This is a genomic window from Methylobacterium sp. 142-1Y (genome assembly GCF_057747795.1).
The window spans coordinates 3279259-3296594 of sequence record NZ_CM173224.1; the positions used below are offsets into that span (position 1 = coordinate 3279259).

Genomic DNA, 17336 nt, shown 5'->3' on the forward strand with positions numbered 1-17336 from the left:
ATGGCACTGCTTACCGTCCAGGGTCTCACCCGCCGCTTCCAGGGCCTCGTCGCGGTCGATTCGGTCGACTTCGTCGTCCAGCCCGGCACCGTCCATGGCCTGATCGGCCCGAACGGCGCCGGCAAGACCACCCTGTTCAACCTCGTCTCGGGCGTGCTGGCCCCCAGTGCCGGCAGCGTGCGCCTCGGCGACCAGCCGCTCGACGGGCTGGCGCCCTACCGGCGTACCGCGCTCGGGCTTGCCCGCACGTTCCAGAACATCCGCATCTTCTCCGAGATGACGGTGCTGGAGAACGTGATGACCGGCCTGCACACCCGGCTCACCTCGACCTGGGGCATCGTCTTGCGCGGTCCCGGTTTCCGGGCCGAGGAGCGCCAGGCCAAGGCCAAGGCCCGCGATCTCCTGGCCTTCGTCGGCCTCGCGGACGCCGCCGACACCCGCGCCGGCGACCTTCCCTACGGCGACCAGCGCCGGCTCGAGATCGCCCGGGCGCTCGCCTGCGAGCCGCGCCTCGTCCTCCTCGACGAGCCCGCCGCCGGCATGAACCCGGCCGAGACCCATGCGCTCCTCGGCCTCCTGCGGCGGCTGCGCGACGAGCGCGGCCTGACCCTGCTGCTCGTCGAGCACGACATGCCCCTGGTGATGAGCCTGTGCGACCGCCTGACGGTCCTGAATTTCGGCCGCAGGATCGCCGACGGCACGCCGGCCGAGGTGCGCGCCCATCCGGCGGTGATCGAGGCCTATCTCGGCACCGGCAGCCACGAGGTCAGCGTGAGCCGGGGAGCGGTGCAGTGACGGCTGAACTTCTCGCGGTCGAAGGCCTGCGCCTCGGCTACGGCCGGGCCGACGTGGTCCACGGCATCGGCCTGTCGGTCCGGCGCGGCAGCATCGTGTCGCTGATCGGCTCGAACGGCGCCGGCAAGACCACGATCCTGCGCAGCCTGTCGGGCCTGATGAAGCCCAGGTCCGGCCGGGTGATGTTCGGCGACGACGCTCCCGTCGACATCGCCGGCGAGGCGGCCCACCGCATCGCCCGGCGCGGCATCGTGCAGGTGCCGGAGGGCCGCCAGGTTTTCGCCAACATGACGGTGGCCGAGAACCTGCGGCTGGGCGCCTACCACGTGCCGGGCCCGGAGGCGGCGCGGCGGCAAGCGGCCGTCGAGACGCGCTTTCCCCGGCTCGCCGAGCGCCTGCGCCAGCAGGCGGGCTACCTCTCGGGCGGCGAGCAGCAGATGCTGGCGATGGGGCGCGCCCTCATGGCCGAGCCGGTCCTGCTCCTTCTCGACGAACCCTCGATGGGCCTCGCCCCGCTGATCGTCGACGAGATTTTTTCCATCATCGCCTCCCTGCGGGCAGAGGGGCGCACCATCCTGCTCGTCGAGCAGAATGCCAGCGCGGCGCTCGCCGTCGCCGATTACGCCTACGTGCTGGAGACCGGCCGCATCCGGCTGCAGGGCCAGGCGGCGGAGATCGCCCGCAACCCCGAAGTGACGGCGGCGTATCTGGGGGTGTGAGCGGTACTTCGTCCGATCCGACATCGGATCGTGCGTGACGGACTTGCAATCCTTTCCGTCATCCCGGGGGGCGCAGCGCACGGTGCACAACAGGGCCGTTCACATGAAGGGCCGCCACCTCCCACCCACGACCTCATCCTGAGGCGCTGGCGATCGAAGATCGCACTCGAACGAAGTGAGCCTCGAAGGAGGGCTCCAGGGATCGCGGAGCTATCTGGAGCCCTCCTTCGAGGTCAGTCGATCTTCGATCGACCAACACCTCAGGATGAGGATGAGGGTGGGAGAGGCCGATGGTCGGCAGGTTTCATACGCTTTCCGGTTGATCGCTTCGCGATGCGGAAAGCGGCTTCGCTCAGGCGCCGCGCGGGCTGATGATACGGAATCCGGAAGTGATCGTCCGGATTCCGTATCAGGCCACTATTGGGTACCGTGCTGCAACGCGATCTGGAAATGCCGTAGCCCTCACTGCCACAACCCCGCCTTGCGCGCCTTCGCGTTCGCCTCCGCCGCCTGCAGTTCCGGCGGAGCGCCCGGCGCAGCCCGCCCGGCGCCGTTGAACAGAATCACCTCGGACAGGTCCTGGTCGCCGGCCCGGCAGCGGTAGAGGTCGGCCCCGCCGGCCGCCTGGCATGTCACCTCGCGCCGGCGCAGGTACTGACGGAACTCGCGGGCGAGCGCGCCGCCCTGCCCTTCCACACCGGCGAGGCGCACGGATTGCCCATCCAGGCGCAGGCGGCCGGTATCGATCACCCGCGGCACTCCACGGAGGGATGGGCTCGCGGCCGGGCGCTCGCCGGGATTCTGCCAGGCCGGGCGGGGGGCGGCCCGGGCCGTGCTGCCGGTCTCCCGAGCGCTGTCCCGGGCGCCCTCGCGCGCCTCGGCGACGGGCACCGGGCGGGCCTTCGCCACCTGGGCGGCGAGATCCTGGAACAGCGCCTCCGGCCCGTCGCCGGCCCCGTTCTCGGCCGCGCTCCCCGACAGATAAGTGCCGACCAGGAGATCACCGACCGGGCCGACGAACAGACCGTCCCGACTCGCCGGATCGTCGCTTCCTTCCGGCGGGCGGGCGAGGCCGGCGAGCAGTGCGAGCAGGGCCGTGCGCCGCGCCGCCGCCGGCATCGGCCCGGCGACGAGCCGGTCATAGACCGGGCGGCCGTCGCGCCCGAGATGGCGCAGGCTGGCGCTCGCAGCACGGCGAGCCGCCGGCGTGTCCGCGAGGGAGGTGCCGCCGGCGACGACCGCCTGCACGCCGCCATCGGGGCCGAGGACCAGGAGGCCGGCCCGGGTGCCGCCGCGACCGGCGGCGTCGAGGCGGCGGTCGACTGCCTTCTCGGCCATCGCCTGGAGGTCGCGGTCGAGGGTGGTGCGGACCACCGCCTCGCGCGGTGCGTCGGGGCCGAGGCGGTCGGCCGCCCCGGAGAGGACGAGATCGGGAAAGCCGCTGCGGATCACCGGCGTGGTGCCGACAGGACTGAGGCCGTCGAGCGCCCGCCCGGCCTCCGTGGCCTCCGCCGCGCTCAAGCGGCCGCGCATCACCATGCCGTCGAGGACGGCATGGCCGAGGGCGCGGATCTCCGTCACGTCGCGGTCGGGCTGCAGGGCGGGGGCGAGGGTCGAGCCGGCGAGATAGGCTGCCTCGGCCGTGCCGAGCGTTGCCGGCTCCTTGCCGAACAGGGTCCGGGCCGCCGCATCGATCCCGACGAGGTCGGGGCCGAAGCGCGCGAGGTCGAGGGCGCGGGCCAGGATCTGCGCGTCGCTCTCCCGGGCGGAGAGCCACAGGACCAGCATCGCCTCCCGCACCCGGTCGGCGAGGCTGCGCGGCTCGCCGGGAACCGCCCCGATCAGATCGCGGCGGACCAGGCGCTGGGTCAGGCGCGGGCCGCCGGAGCGGGGGCCGTCGCTGATCGTGTCGCGGAACGAGCGGCGGATCACGGCGGCGATCCCTCCGGCATCGAGCCGGTACCCGTCCTCGAACCACGGATCCTGCGCCGCCAGGAAGGCCTGGATCATGGCCGGCGACACCGAGGCCAGGGAGAGCGCCCGCCCCCGTGCGACGTCGCGGCGGGCGATCGGCGTGCCGTCCTGCGCCTGCACCGTGACGGTGCGGGGCGTCGGCAGCGTCCCGCGCAGGGGCGGCAGCGTCGCGGCACACCAGACTAGGAACAGGGCGGCGAGGCCGACCACGCCCAAGCCCGCGAGCAGCAGCGCGCGGCCCCAGGGCAGCGCCCCGGCCCGCCGCGCCGCGCCGGCCGCGCGGGAGGCGAACGGATGGGACCCGACGCGCTTGGCCGCGCCCTGCCAGGCGGGCGCCACCCGGCGCAGCGGCGCGGCGGCCGCCGAGACGACCGGCTGGAAATGCCCTGCGGCGGCGCTCCCGGCCCGCGCCGCGCCGGTGCGGATCCAGGCCAGCCCCGTGACGAAGCCGCTGCGGGCGGCGGAGGCGCGGGAGGGATCGGGGATGTCCGTCCTCTCCTGCGGCGGCGGGCTGGACAGGTCCATCCAATCCCGTCCGGGCTGCGTCGACATCGGCTCCGCCACCATCCTGCCCGCTCGACCCCCGTTGCGATGCCGTGCCGACGCTCCCGCGCCGTCGGCGCGAGAGACAAAACGGCTACGGTCGCAGCAACGTTGGCGCTGCGGAAACAGTTCCGCGCGGTGATGCCCGCGCGTGAGCGGGGCGCCGGGACGTGACCCAGTCCGCCCGGTGCAGCGCAGCGTGACGGCAAGTCTTCATTTGCAAGCTCGGCCGTTCGAGTGCACGATACGTCAGACGACAGACGAATAGTCCGGAACGATATTTCGAAGTCGGCGTTTTGAAGCATCTTCAAAGCGCCGCCGCACCCAATCCCGGCGCGCAGGGAGGCGACCGACCATGAACAGATTGACAGTTGGACTGGCCGCGCTGCTGCTCAGCACTTCGGCCTATGCGCAGACCGCCGGGAGCCCGGGTGCCAGCCCGAGCGGTGCGGCGGGTCGTGGCGGCGAGATGAGCCAGTCCGGCCCGAAGGCCGGGCCGGGCGGCGCGCAGGGCGGCCAGATGGGCGCCGGCCAGCAGGCCCGCGGCGAGATGGGCAAAGGTGACGCTGGCAAGGGCGACACAGGCAAGGGTGACGCCGGCAAGGCCGGGATGGGCCAGGCCCGCGCCGAGCAGAGCCGCCAGGGCGCAAGCAAAGAGTCCGCCAAAGAGTCCGCAATGAACAAGGACGGTGCGGCGGACCGCAAGGACGGGACCCGCGACCGTACCGAGACCACCCGCGCAGGCGACCGCGACACCCGTCGGGCGATGGACGAGCGCCGCGACGGCGACCGCCGGATGGATCGCCGCGGCGACCGGGCCGACCGCATCGAGCATCGCGAGCACCGGGCCGGCTTCCGCAGCGAGGCGCGCGAGGACCGGATCACCACGGTCGGCGGCCGCCGCTATGTGACCATCGCCGGTCAGCGGGTGATCTACGGCTCGCCGGAGTATCGCCGCCTCGTCGTGGTCGAGCGGCGCGAGCAGCGGGTGCGTCCCGGCCGGGTCGAGTTCGTGACGATCGAGGGCCGCCGGGTGCGGGTCGGCTCGCCCGAGTACCGCCGCCTCGTCATCCGCGAGAAGAGCGGACCGCGCCGGTACGTCGTGGTCCGCGGCCAGCGGGTGATCTACGGCTCGCCGGAATATCGTCGCCTGATCGTGTCCGAGCGCACCGGCGCCGACCGCTACGTCGTGATCTCCGGCCGGCGCGTCCTCGTCGGCTCGCCCGAGTATCGCCGCCTGTCGGTCAGCGAGCGGACCAGCGTCACCGGCAGCGTCCGCGGCCGTGAGGACGTCCGCAGCGAGCGCCGCGAGGATCGCCTGAGCCGCAGCGAGGAGCGCCGCGACGGCCGGATGGACCGCGAGCGCAACCGCGACCTGTCGTGGGGCGAGACGAAGAAGGACGGCAACGACCGCCGCGAGATGGGTGAGCGCACCGGCACCAAGCCCGAGCAGGCCGCCGGCAACCAGCCCGGCCGCAACGGGTCCGAGCGCGGCATGAACGAGCGCCAAGCAAACGAGCGGCAGGCGAACGACCGCCAGATGGGCGGCCGCGGCACCGGCCCGGAGACCACCGGCAGCACCCGGCGCGGCGGCCAGCCGGGCGGCACGTCGATGGACGGCAAGTCCATGGGTGGCAAGTCGATGGATGGCAAGTCGATGCAGGAGGGCGGTGCCAAGGCCGGCCAGTCCGGCGGCGCAGGAGCCGGCGGCCGGATGTAATCCGGCATCCCATCGTCCGACGAGGAACGAGGCCGGTCCCGGGGCTCCCCGGGGCCGGCCTTCGCGCGTGGAAGGGAGCGGACGGAGCGTGAGGCGGCGTGTTGCGGCATTGGAGCGCCCAGGCCTCGATGGCTCCGGGCGCCGATGTGATTGTGCTCACCCGGGTCATGCGCTACCGCCGGACAGCCCGCGCCGGCCGCCCCAGTCCCGCCCGGTTGACCGCGCATGGAGGCGGCCGCGAGCGTCGCGTGAAGAGCCGGACGTGTTCGGGAGGACCAGGATGCCGAGGCGCGCGCCCATCCCCATCATCGGCCCGGGCGGCTCTCCCGCCCGCGTCGCCCCATTCGTCCGGCCCGCCCCCGCCGGCGCCCCCACCCATGCCAGCCGAGCAGAGTCGACGCGCAGATGCTGAAAACCGCCATCGTCGCGGCGCGGGACCGCCAGCGCCTCCAGGAAATCGCCGGCATCCTGATCGGTTTCGGGGTCAACAAGGTCGTCGACCGGCTCGGTCTGCGGGCGATCCCGCGGCTCTCCTGGCGCAGCGCCCCCGCCGTCGACCTCACCCGCCTGTCGCAGCCCGAGCGCCTGCGCCGGGCGATCGAGGCCTTGGGGCCCACCTTCATCAAGCTCGGCCAGGTGCTGGCGAGCCGTGCCGACCTGCTGGCGCCGCAATGGACCGAGGAACTCGGCAAGCTGCACGACAAGGTCGCGCCGCTGCCCTGGGAGGTGATCCGGCCGCAGCTGGAGGCCGATCTCGGCGCCCCGCCGGCCGAGATCTTTTCGGAATTCGACACCAACCCGATCGCCTCGGCGTCGATCGCCCAGGTCTATCGCGCCAAGCTCGAGACCGGCGAGGAGGTGATCGTCAAGGTCCGGCGCCCGGGGCTCCAGAAGATCATCGAGGCGGATTTGCGGCTCCTGTCGCATGCCTCGCGTATCGTCGAGACCGAGTGGCCCGAGATGGCCCGCTACCGGCCGACCGAGCAGATGCGCCACATCGCCAACGGCCTGCGCGAGGAACTCGACCTCGCCAACGAGGGCCGCAATTGCGAGATGCTGGCGGCGCTCTTCCCCGATCGCGACGACGTCGTGTTCCCGAAGGTCTATTGGGAATACACCTCCGAGCGGGTGCTGGTGCAGGAATTCATCCACGGCATCCCGCCGACGGACACCAAGCGCCTGGAGGAAGCCGGGCTCGACCGCAAGGTGCTGGCCCAGCGCGGCGTCGACGCCTTCCTGCAGATGGCGATGATCGAGGGCCTCTTCCACGCCGACCCGCATCCGGGCAACCTGCTGGCGATGCCCGGCAACCGGATCGCCTTCATCGATTTCGGCATCGTTGGACGGCTGTCGCAGCGCCGCCGCTCGCAGCTCCTGATGCTGATCGGCGCGATGCTGCAGGAGGATGCCGACGGGCTGATGGCGGTCCTGCTCGACTGGACCGGCGCCAGCAACCCGGATCTCACCAAGCTCGAGGCGGCCTCGCAATCCTTCGTCACCCGCCACAACGGCGCGACGCTCAATCTCGGCCTGGTGCTGACCGACTTCATGACCATGGCGCGCGAGAACGATCTGGCGATGCCGACCGATCTCGCGATCCTGTTCAAGGGGCTGGTCACGGCCGACGGCGTGATGCGCCAGCTCGACCCGGCCTTCGACCTGTTCGCGGCCGCCGGCCCGACGGTCAGCCGCCACATGCGGCAGCAATTCTCGGTCAAGGACCTGAAGGGCCGGTTCCAGGGCCTGGCGACCGGGCTCTACGGCGCGGCCTCCGAGCTGCCGACGCTGATCCACCTGATGCTGGTGCGCCTCAAGCAGGGCCGCGTCACGGTGGAGATCGAGCTCAAGGGCATGGACAAGCTGACCCGCGGGATCGAGCGCGCCGCCGCCCGGGTCGCGGTCGGCCTGGTGGTGGCGGCCTTCGCCACCCAGCTCGCGCCGCGGCTGATGGAGCACGGCACCCCGGCCTTCGCCACCATCGGCATCCTGGTGCTGACGATCGGGATCGGCTGGATCCTGCTGCTCGCCCGCAACCGCTGAGACGAGGCAGGGGCCGCCCCGCTGCCGGGACGGCCCCTGCCCTGTTCGACGTGACGCGCTTCGCTCAGGCGGCGAGGCGGCGGCTGCGCTTGCGGGCGTGCAGGTCCTGGGCCGCGCGGGTGGCGTGGCGCGGGCTGCGGAAGACCCGACCTTCCAGGGTGTGGAAGTCCGGATGGGCGGAGAAGAACCGGAAGCCATCGGTCTCGGGAACGACGATGCCGGCGGAGGTCTCGCCGACCTCGACGATGCGGGCAGGCTGCATGGGCGTATGTCTCCGGCCGCGGCCGCCGCTCGGGGCGCCGCGAGAATGTCTCAGGAATAAGCTTAGCAAGAGTCGGGCCGGTCTCGGGGCCCTCAGCGGACGGCGCGCGTCTCAGGCGCGGCGGCCGCCGCAGCGACACGGAATCGGGCAAGCCGGAACGGGGCGGCCGGCAAAGAGCATGCGGCACAGCAGCATCGCTGAAGATCTCCGGGTTGGCCCAAAGGCGCCGCGCGGGCGCCCGGGTGCTTTAGCGTTTGGTCTCGCGGCGCAATCGCCTCAAATCACCGCGGCGAGGGGTCCGTTTCGTCGACCCCTGAAGGCCTGGAAAGGATCGGCCGAACGGGCGCCGCTGTCAACGAGAATGTTCTTTTTATGGAACAGTTTGAAAGACAAGAAGCTTTTCCCGGCGAGCGCATCCGGAGCAGAACCGCTGCGCCGCGGCTGTTTTCTACGCCACTGCCTCGCGCACGACGGATGATCGTTCTATAAAACAAACGCTAGGGACACGGAGCGGTCTAGCGTGCCGTCGCCCCGTGGCGCAGGATGCAGACCTGAACGAAGCAGGACTGGACGAACCGGAGACCGCCGATGTCGGTAGACCCCCATGACCACGCCGATGATCACTCGCATACCCATGATCACCCCCACGACGGGCCGCGCTGGAAGCACGACGGCGTCCGGGTGATCACCGGCGACAAGCTCGACCCCAATACCGCGCAGACTCCCGGCATGTTCCGTCAGGCGGCGATCAACCACGCGCGGGTCGGAGCGCAGAAGATCTGGGCCGGCACCGTGGCGATCGAGCCCGACGCCAAGACCGGCGTGCACCATCACGGCGCGCTCGAGAGCGTGATCTACGTGGTGCGCGGCCGCGCCCGGATGCGCTGGGGCGAACGGCTCGAATTCGTCGCCGAGGCGGGACCGGGCGACTTCATCTACGTGCCGCCCTACGTGCCGCACCAGGAGATCAACGCGTCGCCGGACGAGGCGCTGGAATGCGTCTTGGTACGCTCCGACAACGAGGCGGTCGTGGTCAACATCACCGACATCGAGCCGGTCGAACGGCCGGAAGCCGTCTACTGGGTCGACCCGATCCACAAGCATCCGTGACACCCCACGCGGCGCAGGGGCTTGATAACGCGGGAGAGTAATCCGGGTTCCGTCCCATCGGTTTCGAGGGCCCGTCAGTCTCCCGCGGGGCGATGTCGCAGGTTTCAGACCGACGCTGCCGCCTCTGCATTGCGGCGACAACGGATCGGCGCGGCGGCAGGGGGGGCACGGCGCCCGGCAGGACAGTGGCCCCGGCGCATCAGGTCTCGGGACGACTTGCAGGTTGGGGATTTCCAGCCTGTGCTTAACCTTCTGTTAAGCACGCCGCGCGACCCTGCGGGCAACTCCCAATCATCCCGAGGTCCCCATGCCCGCCCCGCAGGCCCGCCTGCCCTTCTCCGACGACTGCCCGGTTTCGCTCGACGTGCTCGGCACGCTCTATCGCGGCGATACGGAGGTGGTGGAGACGGTGCTCGCCGACATCCCGTCGGCGACCCGCGCCCGCCTCGCGACGTACCTGTACGGCAAGAGCCACCTCCACGCCCTCGGCCTGCGCGTCGCCTCTGCCTGCACCGAAACCGACCTGGTGCGGGTGGCCGGCCATGCCGGGGCGGTGCTGTTCGCCCAGTCCCGCACCGCGCCGCGCAGCGCCGAGGCCCGCCACCCCGGCCAGCGCCGCATCAGCCTCGCGGGCAGCCGCTCCGTCGCCTGACGGCCAAATTTCGGTTTCTCGCCGATCCCCGCTTGTGGTCCGGCGAGAACCCATGCTAATGCCCCGCCTGCGCTGGCGACGGCGCCCGCGGAGAGGTGGCAGAGCGGTTGAATGCACCGCACTCGAAATGCGGCATGGGCGCAAGTCCATCGGGGGTTCGAATCCCTCCCTCTCCGCCAGGCTTGCTAAAAGCTCAATCATTCCGGTAAGTTGCTGTCTCGCAACGGTTTCGTACGGCCCGACTGGTACATTCGGGTGGTACATATGCCTCTGCCGATGGCACGTCCCTCGAAGCACCCCGATAGCGGCATCTACTACGTCCGGAAGGCCGTCCCGGTCTCGCTGCGGTCGCTCGTCGGCCGCTCCATCGAGAAGCTGAGCCTCCGCACGAAGGATCCAGTTGAGGCTCGCGCCCGGTTTGCCGATGCGGTTCGGGAAATCGAGGCGCGTTGGGCCAAGCTTGCCGCTGGGCCTTCGGCACTAAGTGAGCGAGAAGCGCACGAACACGCCTCCCCCGTTTGGGGCGACTGGGTCGCCCTCCACCGCGATAATCCAAGTCGCAACCCGTGGCGGACCGATCTTTTCGAGCGCCTGTGGCGAAACAGGAGGGCCGGCCTATGGGGTCGTCCGGACCTGATTCATCAGGTCCTCCACGGCGAGTACGCCGACCGCGGCGAGGACGGGATGGAAGTGCTCTGCTACGAGCAGGCCGATCAGCTCATTGAAGCGAAGGGACTGGTCGTCGATAAGGACGGTCGTCGCACCCTCGCCAAGGCGGTCGGGGCAGTGGGGCGACGCCGAGTACGGCCGCTATCGAGCCTTCTTGCTTGACTGCAAGCGCACGCTCCCGGGCTTCCGTCAGGATATGACACTGCGCGATTGGGAAGCCGCGATCGAGACGAGCATCGCGACCCTGAAGACCTACACCGGTTACGTGAACCGGTTCGGCGAGCCGATGGGCCGGCAGAACGGATCTCGTCCCCGTCCAGGCGAGCCGGACTACACGCGCGCCTTCGAGACCCTGTCTTGCGACCGCTTCAGTGAGGCGACGGTCAACGCGTGGACGCGCGGCGGGCCGTCTGATGCCTCGACTTCCGCACCGTTTTCGGTGCCGCTGGCGGCAGGGCGCTACGAGGTCTGGCGCGCCTTCGAGAACCGCGTGCTGGCTTGCGGCAAGAAGTTCGGCTCGCCGGTCGAAGCCGACGAGAGCTGGATGCGCGTCATCGTCTCGCAACAGGAGGCGGGGAATGCCGCTGCGATCCGGCAGGCGCAGCAGGAGGAGGCTGCTGGCGCAGCACGGCTTGCCGGCATTCTGAGCCGGGCCGCCGAAGCCGAGAACTTAACCTCTGCCGACGACATCGCTGGCAAGCTCAAAGCCGTCGATGCATTCGCGGCAGGGCTGAAGCTCGCCCCCGCCGAAGCCGCGCAGGTTGCGGCGGCACGAGCGTAGATCGGCGCACGGCTACGGGCAGTCCGACTGGCCGAAGCCGAAGCCTGGGAGCGGGACCGTCCGGCTCGGGAGGCGCGAGCCCAGCAGCAAGAAGAAGAAATAGCGGGCCTGCAACGTCAGAACCGTGAGCGTGATGATGCGGCAGCGGCCGAGCGCGAGCGGGCCGCGCGGATCGAGGCAGAACGGCAGGCTGGGGCCCGGGTGCAAGCCGAGCGGCAGGCGGCGGAGGCGGTAGCGCAACAGCAACGCGACGCAGCTCGGCGCGCCGCCGACCGGGCGGCGCAGGAGCGAGCCGCCGCCGAGACCTTGGCTCGCCTCCGGCGCGAGGAGGAATCGGCGCTGGCGCGAGATCCGTGCAACTGGGTCGAAGTGCGCCGGCAGTTGATGGAGGCCGCCAATGCGATGGACCGCGCACGCTTCGGAGGACGCAAGCTGCTCGATTTGATACGCTTTCCGGTTGATTAGGCCAGCTTGGGCTTTGGCTTTGCGGTTTTGGGCAGCCAGTGGAAGCTTGTGCGTGAGCTGATGAGGCCGGGCTGCTCGCTTAAGGTCGCGCACCGCTGCTCGACCACGCGTTCCAACTCATCCAGGTTGGCGATGTACCGATTGACCACCGGCTCATCGACCAGCGGCCACAACGTCTCGGCCGGCTGTAGTTCGGGCGTATAGGGCGGCAGGTAGACGAGCCGCACACCCTCGGGCACGCTTAGATTGGGCTGCGTGTGCCAGCCGGCATTGTCGAGCATCACCACCGCCCGGCAGCGCGTGCCGGCTCCGACCTCGCGCGCGAAGTCGGCCAAGAGTCGCTCGAAGAACGGCTTGGACAGGCCGTTGGAGAGGTACCACACCGTCTCGCCCATGGCCGGCGCCACGAAGGCGGTGACGTGCAGCCACTTGAAGCGATGCTGGCCCAGCGCCACCGGCCGCTCTCCCGCCGGCGCCCAGACCCGTCGCGTGACCGGCTTCAGGCCGAGGCGGTGCTCGTCCATCGCGTAGACGACGACCGGCAGGCGCGGCTCACGGGCCTCCTCCTCATCGACGGCCTGCGCCAACTTTTTTTAAAAGCCTGCGCAGCCTCGGGCGTGGCCGCGCGCGGGTTGCGCGGGCGCGGCCGTTGCAGCGACCAGCCCAGCGCCTTGAGCGCCTCCCAGCCGCGCTGCACCGCCACCTGCTCGCGCCCCAGGTCCTGGGCCAGGACGTCCGCCACCGTGCGGCTCGTCCACACGCCCCCGTCCGGCGGCGGCTCGGCCAGGCGCTGACGCAATCGCTCGAGGACATCTGGCGTCAGGAGGCTGGCCGCGGCCCCGTTGTGGCGGCGCCGATCACCCAGCGCCTCGACCCCCTCAGCGTTGTAGCGCTCGCACAAACGGCGCACCCAGCGTTCGCTGAAGGCGGTCGCCGCGGCGGCTTCTGCGAAACTGTGGCCCTTGGCCAGAAGCCAGATCGCCTGGGTCTGGCGGGCGGTGCGCGCGTCACGGCAGGCCGTGAAGCGCTCCGCCAACTCCGACACGCTCAGGTGGGCCACCGGGCCAGCCATCGCCGCCTCCTTCGACAAACAGCATGCCCAACAAATGCGCCAGCACACCCGTCAGTTCACAGCTAAGCTGATCGAATCATACGGAAATCGTATGACCCCGGGGCTTACGAATTCGGGGCAGCCTGATGCAGTACGTTCGTGCGTGTTCGAGGCCGAGTGGTCCTCGGGTCAGCGTGGGCTGGTGACGATCACGGTGCGTAAGAATTCGGTTGGTGACGATTTGATCGAGGCGTGGCCATGACATCAAGCATTGTTTGGCTATCCGTTACTGTGAATTTTATTGTCTATACTACAATATTGGCAAACTTCTCGCGAAGTGTCTGGCTCACAAAATTGGCACGAAGTCTCAAAAATTAGTGACTTGCCGCAGATGCTTTGACAAATTTGCCTTTGAGCTTAGATCCCTGATACCAACGGCCCTAAACTTTGACCTTCGCCCAGTCGCGCGCTGTGATTGAGGTCACGAGGTCCGGGTTGTTGGCGAAGAAGTTCCAGGCGTCGCAGCAAGCCTCGACGATCTGCCTGTAGTCACGGAACACCCGATTGGCGAGCTTGTTCTGGCGCACGTATTGCCAGACCAGTTCCATCGGGTTCAGCTCCGGCGAGGACGCCGGCAGATGCAACAGCGTGATGTTGTCCGGCACCGCCAGGCCACGCGGTCGGCGTGTCTTGGCGGTGCCGTGATAGCCGGCCCCATCCAGCACCAGGATCGCGTGTGCGCCCTCGGCCACCTGCTTGCTGATCTCGGCCAAGTGCAGCGACATCATCGCGGTGTTGACCGTCGGCAGCACCAAGGCCGCGCTGGTCGCGCGCGCCGGGCAGGCCGCGCCGAACACGTACGCCCACTTGTAGCGTTGGTCGCGGGGCGCCCGCGGGCGCGTGCCCTTGCGCGCCCAGACCCGCGTCAGCGTGCCCTGCTGGCCGACGCGCGCCTCGTCCTGAAACCAGATCTCGAGCGGCTTGGCGCGGACGGGTTCGGGCAGGATCTCTGCCACGCGCGCGGCGAAGTTTTTTAAATGCTTCCTGGATCTCCTCGTCGGCCTTGGGATGCTGCGGGCGCACCGAAAGCCGCACGAAGCCAAGCTCCGCCAGGTGCTTGCCAACGGTGCGCTCGTGCATCTCGACCCCGAACAGATCCTTGATCCGCGCCTGAAGGTCGACCCGGCGCCAGCGCACCACGCCATCGGTGTCGACGTCCGGCCCCGCCTCGACCAGCGCGGCCAACTGCTGCTTCTGGTCGGGCGTCAGCTTGGCGGCCCGGCCTGGCGCCTTGCGGTCGCTCAGACCTTCAAGCCCCTCGGCGTTGTAGCGGTGGACCCAATCGCGCAGGGTCTGGCGGTCCATGCCGCAGGAGCGCGCCGCCGTGGTGCGATCGGCACCCTCCAGCACCAGCGCGAGCGCCAGCATGCGACGCGCCGCCGGAATGCTCGGCGCCTTGGACGATGCTGCGCGCAACGCCTCAGCGCTCAGATCCGTGCGGGTGATGGCGATCCCGGTCATGGCACGCTCTCCTGATCCGTGAACCGAATCAGAACTGGAACCCGCGCGCAACACGCCGAGTCAGCCTCACCGGCCGTTGGTATGAGATGTGCAGTGGCATAAGAAATAATGTCCCTATCTAAAGGCAGACCGGATCAACTTAGCGAAGAGGGGCGCCACTGCTGACCCATCGGTCCCGCGGCGTCGCGCCTGCCTCGCTTCGGCACAGCCGTTCACGCGCGATGTCAACTTAGAGAGTCCCCGGCCGTCTGCGGTAACGCCCGTTCCTTGCACGGAAGATCAGATCATGCGTCGAGGGTTCAGCGCCGGTCGGGGTCAGGAAACCAAGCCAGCAAGGCATCGATGAAAACTCGCACCTTCGCCGAGAGGCTGTGACGGCTGGGGTAGATGGCGTGAATGTCGATCAAATCGCCTTGGTGCCCAGGCCAGAGGCGAACGAGCCTGCCGTCCGCGACCGGGGTGGCGGCGAGAAAGTCGGGTAGGCGGGCGATGCCGCCACCGCCCACAACCACCGGCAGCAGCGCCGCGGAGTCCGAGACGACCACCGCGGGCAGGAACTCCGCGCGCCCCACGGCACCGCCGGCCGGGCCGGGCCCCCAGGTGGTCGCACGGTCGGAATAGGCGATCAGCGTATGATCTCCGAGGTCGGCGACACTGGCGGGCGTGCCCCTAGCGGCCAAGTAGGCGGGGCTGGCGCAGGTCCAGGTTTCCGAAGTTATGAGGCGGCGCGCGATCAGGTCACTGTCGGGCAGCGCGCCGACCCGGATGACGAGGTCGACGGGCTCCACGGGTATGTCGATGAAGCGGTTCTCGACGTCGAGCACGACCCGCACCTCCGGGTTGGCGGCGAGAAACGCGGGTAGCATGGGTGACACGAGCGCCACCGCGACGGTGAACGGTAGGCTGACCCGCAAGGTGCCCCGGGCCACGCCCGCGAGGCCGTCGAGCGCGGCCGCAGCCTCGTCCACGTCAACGGCGATGCGCAACGCGTGCGGGTACAGCGCCACGCCCGCATCGGTCAGGCGCAGGTGACGGGTCGAGCGATCGACCAGCGCGGCTCCGACATCGCGCTCCAGCCGGGCGAGCGAGCGGCTGATGCTGGATTTCGGCACGGACAACGCGCGCGCCGCAGCCGACACGCTCAGCAGATCGGCAATACGGGCGAAAGCGCGCAGGTCATCCAGCTGCATCGTCGTTCCAGTTCGGCAACAGCCTGTCGCGGTGCGCCCATCTGACAGCGAGCGAGAGGGAGGGCCATAACACCTCAACCATTCGCAGGGGACGGGCCATGAACGAGGACGCGGCGCCGCCGTCCTCGCTCCCGGCTCTGCGGGCCAATGAGGATTGTGCCATGACAGACGCCATCACGCCGTTCCCGATCCAAATTGAGGATGCCGCCCTCGCGGACCTTTCCGAACGGCTCACCCGGGTCCGCTGGCCCGATGCGGGTACCGTCACGGACGGGAGTCAGGGACCGCCGCTCGGCGCTGTACGTGCGCTCGTCGACCGTTGGAGCAGCGGCTACGACTGGCGCACCGCTGAGGCGCTACTTAACGGCTGGGGCAGCAGCCACGCCACTGTCGACGGGCTTGGCATCCACTTCCTCCACGTGCGTTCGCCGGAACCCGACGCAGTGCCGCTGCTCCTGGCGCACGGCTGGCCGGGGTCGGTCTTAGAATTCCGAGACGTCATCGGGCCCTTGTCGGATCCCGCAGCCCACGGCGGTGACCCGCGACACGCTTTCCACCTCGTGATCCCGTCGATGCCGGGCTTCGGCTTCTCCGAGCAGCCGAACACTCCGGGCTGGGGTGTCGCGCGCGTCGCACGGGCCTGGAGCGAACTGATGCGGCGGCTCGGCTACGGGGAACGCTGGATGGCGCAGGGCGGCGACTGGGGAGCGGCCGTCGTGACGGCTCTCGCGCACATGCGCGCCCCGGGACTCGCAGGCATTCACCTCAACATGGTCATGTTCCATCCCACCGACGAGGAAATCGCGGAGGCGACGGCGGCAGAGCGGGCGATGCTCACCGATGCAGGGCGCTACTGGAACGAGCATTCCGGCTACATGCAGCTGCAGAATACGCGGCCGCAGTCGATTGCTTTCGCGCTGGCAGACTCGCCGGTGGGCCTCGCGGCCTGGATCTATGCGCTGTTTCGCGATGTCACCGATAGCGGTGGTTCGCCCGAGCGAGTGATCCCGCTCGACCACATGATCGATGACATCATGCTCTATTGGCTCCCAAATGCCGGCGCGAGTGCGGCTAGGTTCTATTGGGAGAACGCGCAGGACCGAGCGAAAGGGATGTTGAACGCACCAATCCCGATACCTGCTGGCATCAGCATGTTTCCCGGCGAAGCGGTGCGCCTGTCACGGCTCTGGGCCGAGCGGCGATTTATGGACCTGCGCTTTTTCAACGAACCGACCAGGGGTGGCCACTTCGCCGCGATGGAGAACCCGGCTGCGTTCGTCGACGACGTACGAGCGACCTTCGGCCACATCCGATAAGTGCGACTCCGCCTGTTCGGGATCCGATGTGATGGCCCGGCAAAGCCGGACCATCTTGCGAGCATCCGCCCCTATTTGAGGTGAGGATCGCAGCGCCGGCGATTGAGGGGCTGCTTGCGACCCCAATCGGACCCACGAGCCTGTACGCTGCAATGACCGCAATTGTGGGCAAGCGGTCCCACCCATTCCAGGCTTCGACGGCCCACGCGAGGCGTCCTGTTGGCTCGGGCTCACAGGGCGCACGCGCTTAAATCCTCCGCAACCTTAAGTTTGCGTGTTGACTAACCCGGAAGCTCGGCCATACGCGAGGATCATGCGTGCGCACCGATCGAACTCTCCGGTTTGCCGCGCGGCTGTCGCTGTAGCCGCGCTGTACGCGCTTGTGCTCCAAGCCTTCCTTGGTGGGCTGTCTCCCGCACCCTCGCGCGGCCCCGCTCACATCATCTGTGCCGTAATCGCCGAGACGGGCGACGAACCGTTCAAGCCGTATCAGACTCACAGCCATCTACCGTGCTGCGCCGTCGCGCA

16 protein-coding genes and 1 tRNA gene are annotated in these 17336 nt (G+C 69.4%); 10 read left to right on the forward strand and 7 right to left on the reverse strand.

Annotated features, from left to right (window positions below; genetic code table 11):
- Nucleotides 1-795, forward strand: coding sequence for an ABC transporter ATP-binding protein (locus AC3AOF_RS14900; protein ID WP_236990075.1), 795 nt, complete (start codon nucleotides 1-3; stop codon nucleotides 793-795).
- Entirely contained in the window at nucleotides 792-1514 is a 723-nt protein-coding gene (locus AC3AOF_RS14905) for an ABC transporter ATP-binding protein (RefSeq protein ID WP_236990074.1), read from the forward strand. Before AC3AOF_RS14900 ends, AC3AOF_RS14905 begins: the two co-directional genes overlap by 4 nt.
- 462 nt (nucleotides 1515-1976) lie before the next feature.
- Here AC3AOF_RS14905 and AC3AOF_RS14910 read toward each other — a convergent pair whose 3' ends face one another.
- Complete coding sequence (locus AC3AOF_RS14910; protein ID WP_488345749.1) at nucleotides 1977-4013, reverse strand: transglycosylase domain-containing protein; 2037 nt, start codon at nucleotides 4011-4013, stop codon at nucleotides 1977-1979.
- Nucleotides 4014-4386: 373 nt separating this feature from the next.
- Here AC3AOF_RS14910 and AC3AOF_RS14915 point away from each other — a divergent pair, with 373 nt between their 5' ends.
- Both AC3AOF_RS14915 and AC3AOF_RS14920 read left to right on the forward strand, forming a co-directional pair.
- Complete coding sequence (locus AC3AOF_RS14915) at nucleotides 4387-5751, forward strand: hypothetical protein (protein WP_488345750.1); 1365 nt, start codon at nucleotides 4387-4389, stop codon at nucleotides 5749-5751.
- Nucleotides 5752-6156: 405 nt separating this feature from the next.
- A complete protein-coding gene (locus tag AC3AOF_RS14920) occupies nucleotides 6157-7791 on the forward strand; it encodes an ABC1 kinase family protein (RefSeq protein ID WP_236990071.1) in 1635 nt (544 codons plus the stop codon).
- Between the two features lie 64 nt (nucleotides 7792-7855).
- Here AC3AOF_RS14920 and AC3AOF_RS14925 read toward each other — a convergent pair whose 3' ends face one another.
- Nucleotides 7856-8053, reverse strand: a complete 198-nt coding sequence (locus AC3AOF_RS14925) for a hypothetical protein (RefSeq protein WP_236990070.1) — start codon at nucleotides 8051-8053, stop codon at nucleotides 7856-7858.
- 588 nt (nucleotides 8054-8641) lie between these two features.
- On the opposite strand from AC3AOF_RS14925, the gene AC3AOF_RS14930 reads away from it, so the two are divergent.
- From AC3AOF_RS14930 to AC3AOF_RS14950, 5 genes are all read left to right on the forward strand, one after another.
- Nucleotides 8642-9163: a cupin domain-containing protein gene (locus AC3AOF_RS14930; RefSeq protein ID WP_236990069.1), complete on the forward strand. Its 522-nt coding sequence runs from the start codon at nucleotides 8642-8644 to the stop codon at nucleotides 9161-9163.
- Nucleotides 9164-9470: 307 nt separating this feature from the next.
- Nucleotides 9471-9815 carry a hypothetical protein gene (locus AC3AOF_RS14935; RefSeq protein ID WP_236990068.1) on the forward strand — a complete coding sequence of 115 codons (345 nt, stop codon included), beginning with the start codon at nucleotides 9471-9473 and terminating at the stop codon, nucleotides 9813-9815.
- Nucleotides 9816-9904: 89 nt separating this feature from the next.
- Nucleotides 9905-9994: transfer RNA gene (locus AC3AOF_RS14940), tRNA-Ser, on the forward strand.
- Nucleotides 9995-10079: 85 nt separating this feature from the next.
- A complete protein-coding gene (locus tag AC3AOF_RS14945) occupies nucleotides 10080-10646 on the forward strand; it encodes a DUF6538 domain-containing protein (RefSeq protein ID WP_488345751.1) in 567 nt (188 codons plus the stop codon).
- Nucleotides 10639-11265, forward strand: coding sequence for a hypothetical protein (locus AC3AOF_RS14950; protein ID WP_488345752.1), 627 nt, complete (start codon nucleotides 10639-10641; stop codon nucleotides 11263-11265). Before AC3AOF_RS14945 ends, AC3AOF_RS14950 begins: the two co-directional genes overlap by 8 nt.
- Nucleotides 11266-11277: 12 nt before the next feature.
- On the opposite strand, the gene AC3AOF_RS14955 is transcribed toward AC3AOF_RS14950, so the two are convergent.
- The 5 genes from AC3AOF_RS14955 to AC3AOF_RS14975 all read right to left on the reverse strand — a co-directional run bounded on the left by AC3AOF_RS14955 (nucleotide 11278) and on the right by AC3AOF_RS14975 (nucleotide 15492).
- Nucleotides 11278-11511 (reverse strand): hypothetical protein, encoded by a 234-nt coding sequence (locus tag AC3AOF_RS14955; protein ID WP_488345753.1) that lies wholly within the window; start codon nucleotides 11509-11511, stop codon nucleotides 11278-11280.
- Nucleotides 11512-11726: 215 nt separating this feature from the next.
- Nucleotides 11727-12254 carry an IS630 family transposase gene (locus AC3AOF_RS14960; protein WP_236990881.1) on the reverse strand — a complete coding sequence of 176 codons (528 nt, stop codon included), beginning with the start codon at nucleotides 12252-12254 and terminating at the stop codon, nucleotides 11727-11729.
- Entirely contained in the window at nucleotides 12230-12802 is a 573-nt protein-coding gene (locus tag AC3AOF_RS14965) for a helix-turn-helix domain-containing protein (RefSeq protein ID WP_488345754.1), read from the reverse strand. Before AC3AOF_RS14965 ends, AC3AOF_RS14960 begins: the two co-directional genes overlap by 25 nt.
- A gap of 419 nt (nucleotides 12803-13221) precedes the next feature.
- Nucleotides 13222-14302, reverse strand: a protein-coding gene (locus AC3AOF_RS14970) for an IS630 family transposase (RefSeq protein WP_488345755.1) whose coding sequence is annotated in 2 segments (ribosomal slippage) — nucleotides 13222-13822 and nucleotides 13821-14302 — 1083 coding nt in all. Because the reading frame shifts where the segments join, the coding sequence is not laid out codon by codon here.
- A gap of 299 nt (nucleotides 14303-14601) precedes the next feature.
- Nucleotides 14602-15492: a LysR family transcriptional regulator gene (locus tag AC3AOF_RS14975; protein ID WP_488345756.1), complete on the reverse strand. Its 891-nt coding sequence runs from the start codon at nucleotides 15490-15492 to the stop codon at nucleotides 14602-14604.
- A 161-nt stretch (nucleotides 15493-15653) separates the two neighbouring features.
- Between AC3AOF_RS14975 and AC3AOF_RS14980 the strand changes: the two genes are divergently transcribed.
- A complete protein-coding gene (locus tag AC3AOF_RS14980) occupies nucleotides 15654-16808 on the forward strand; it encodes an epoxide hydrolase family protein (protein WP_488345757.1) in 1155 nt (384 codons plus the stop codon).
- Nucleotides 16809-17336: the final 528 nt, after the last annotated feature.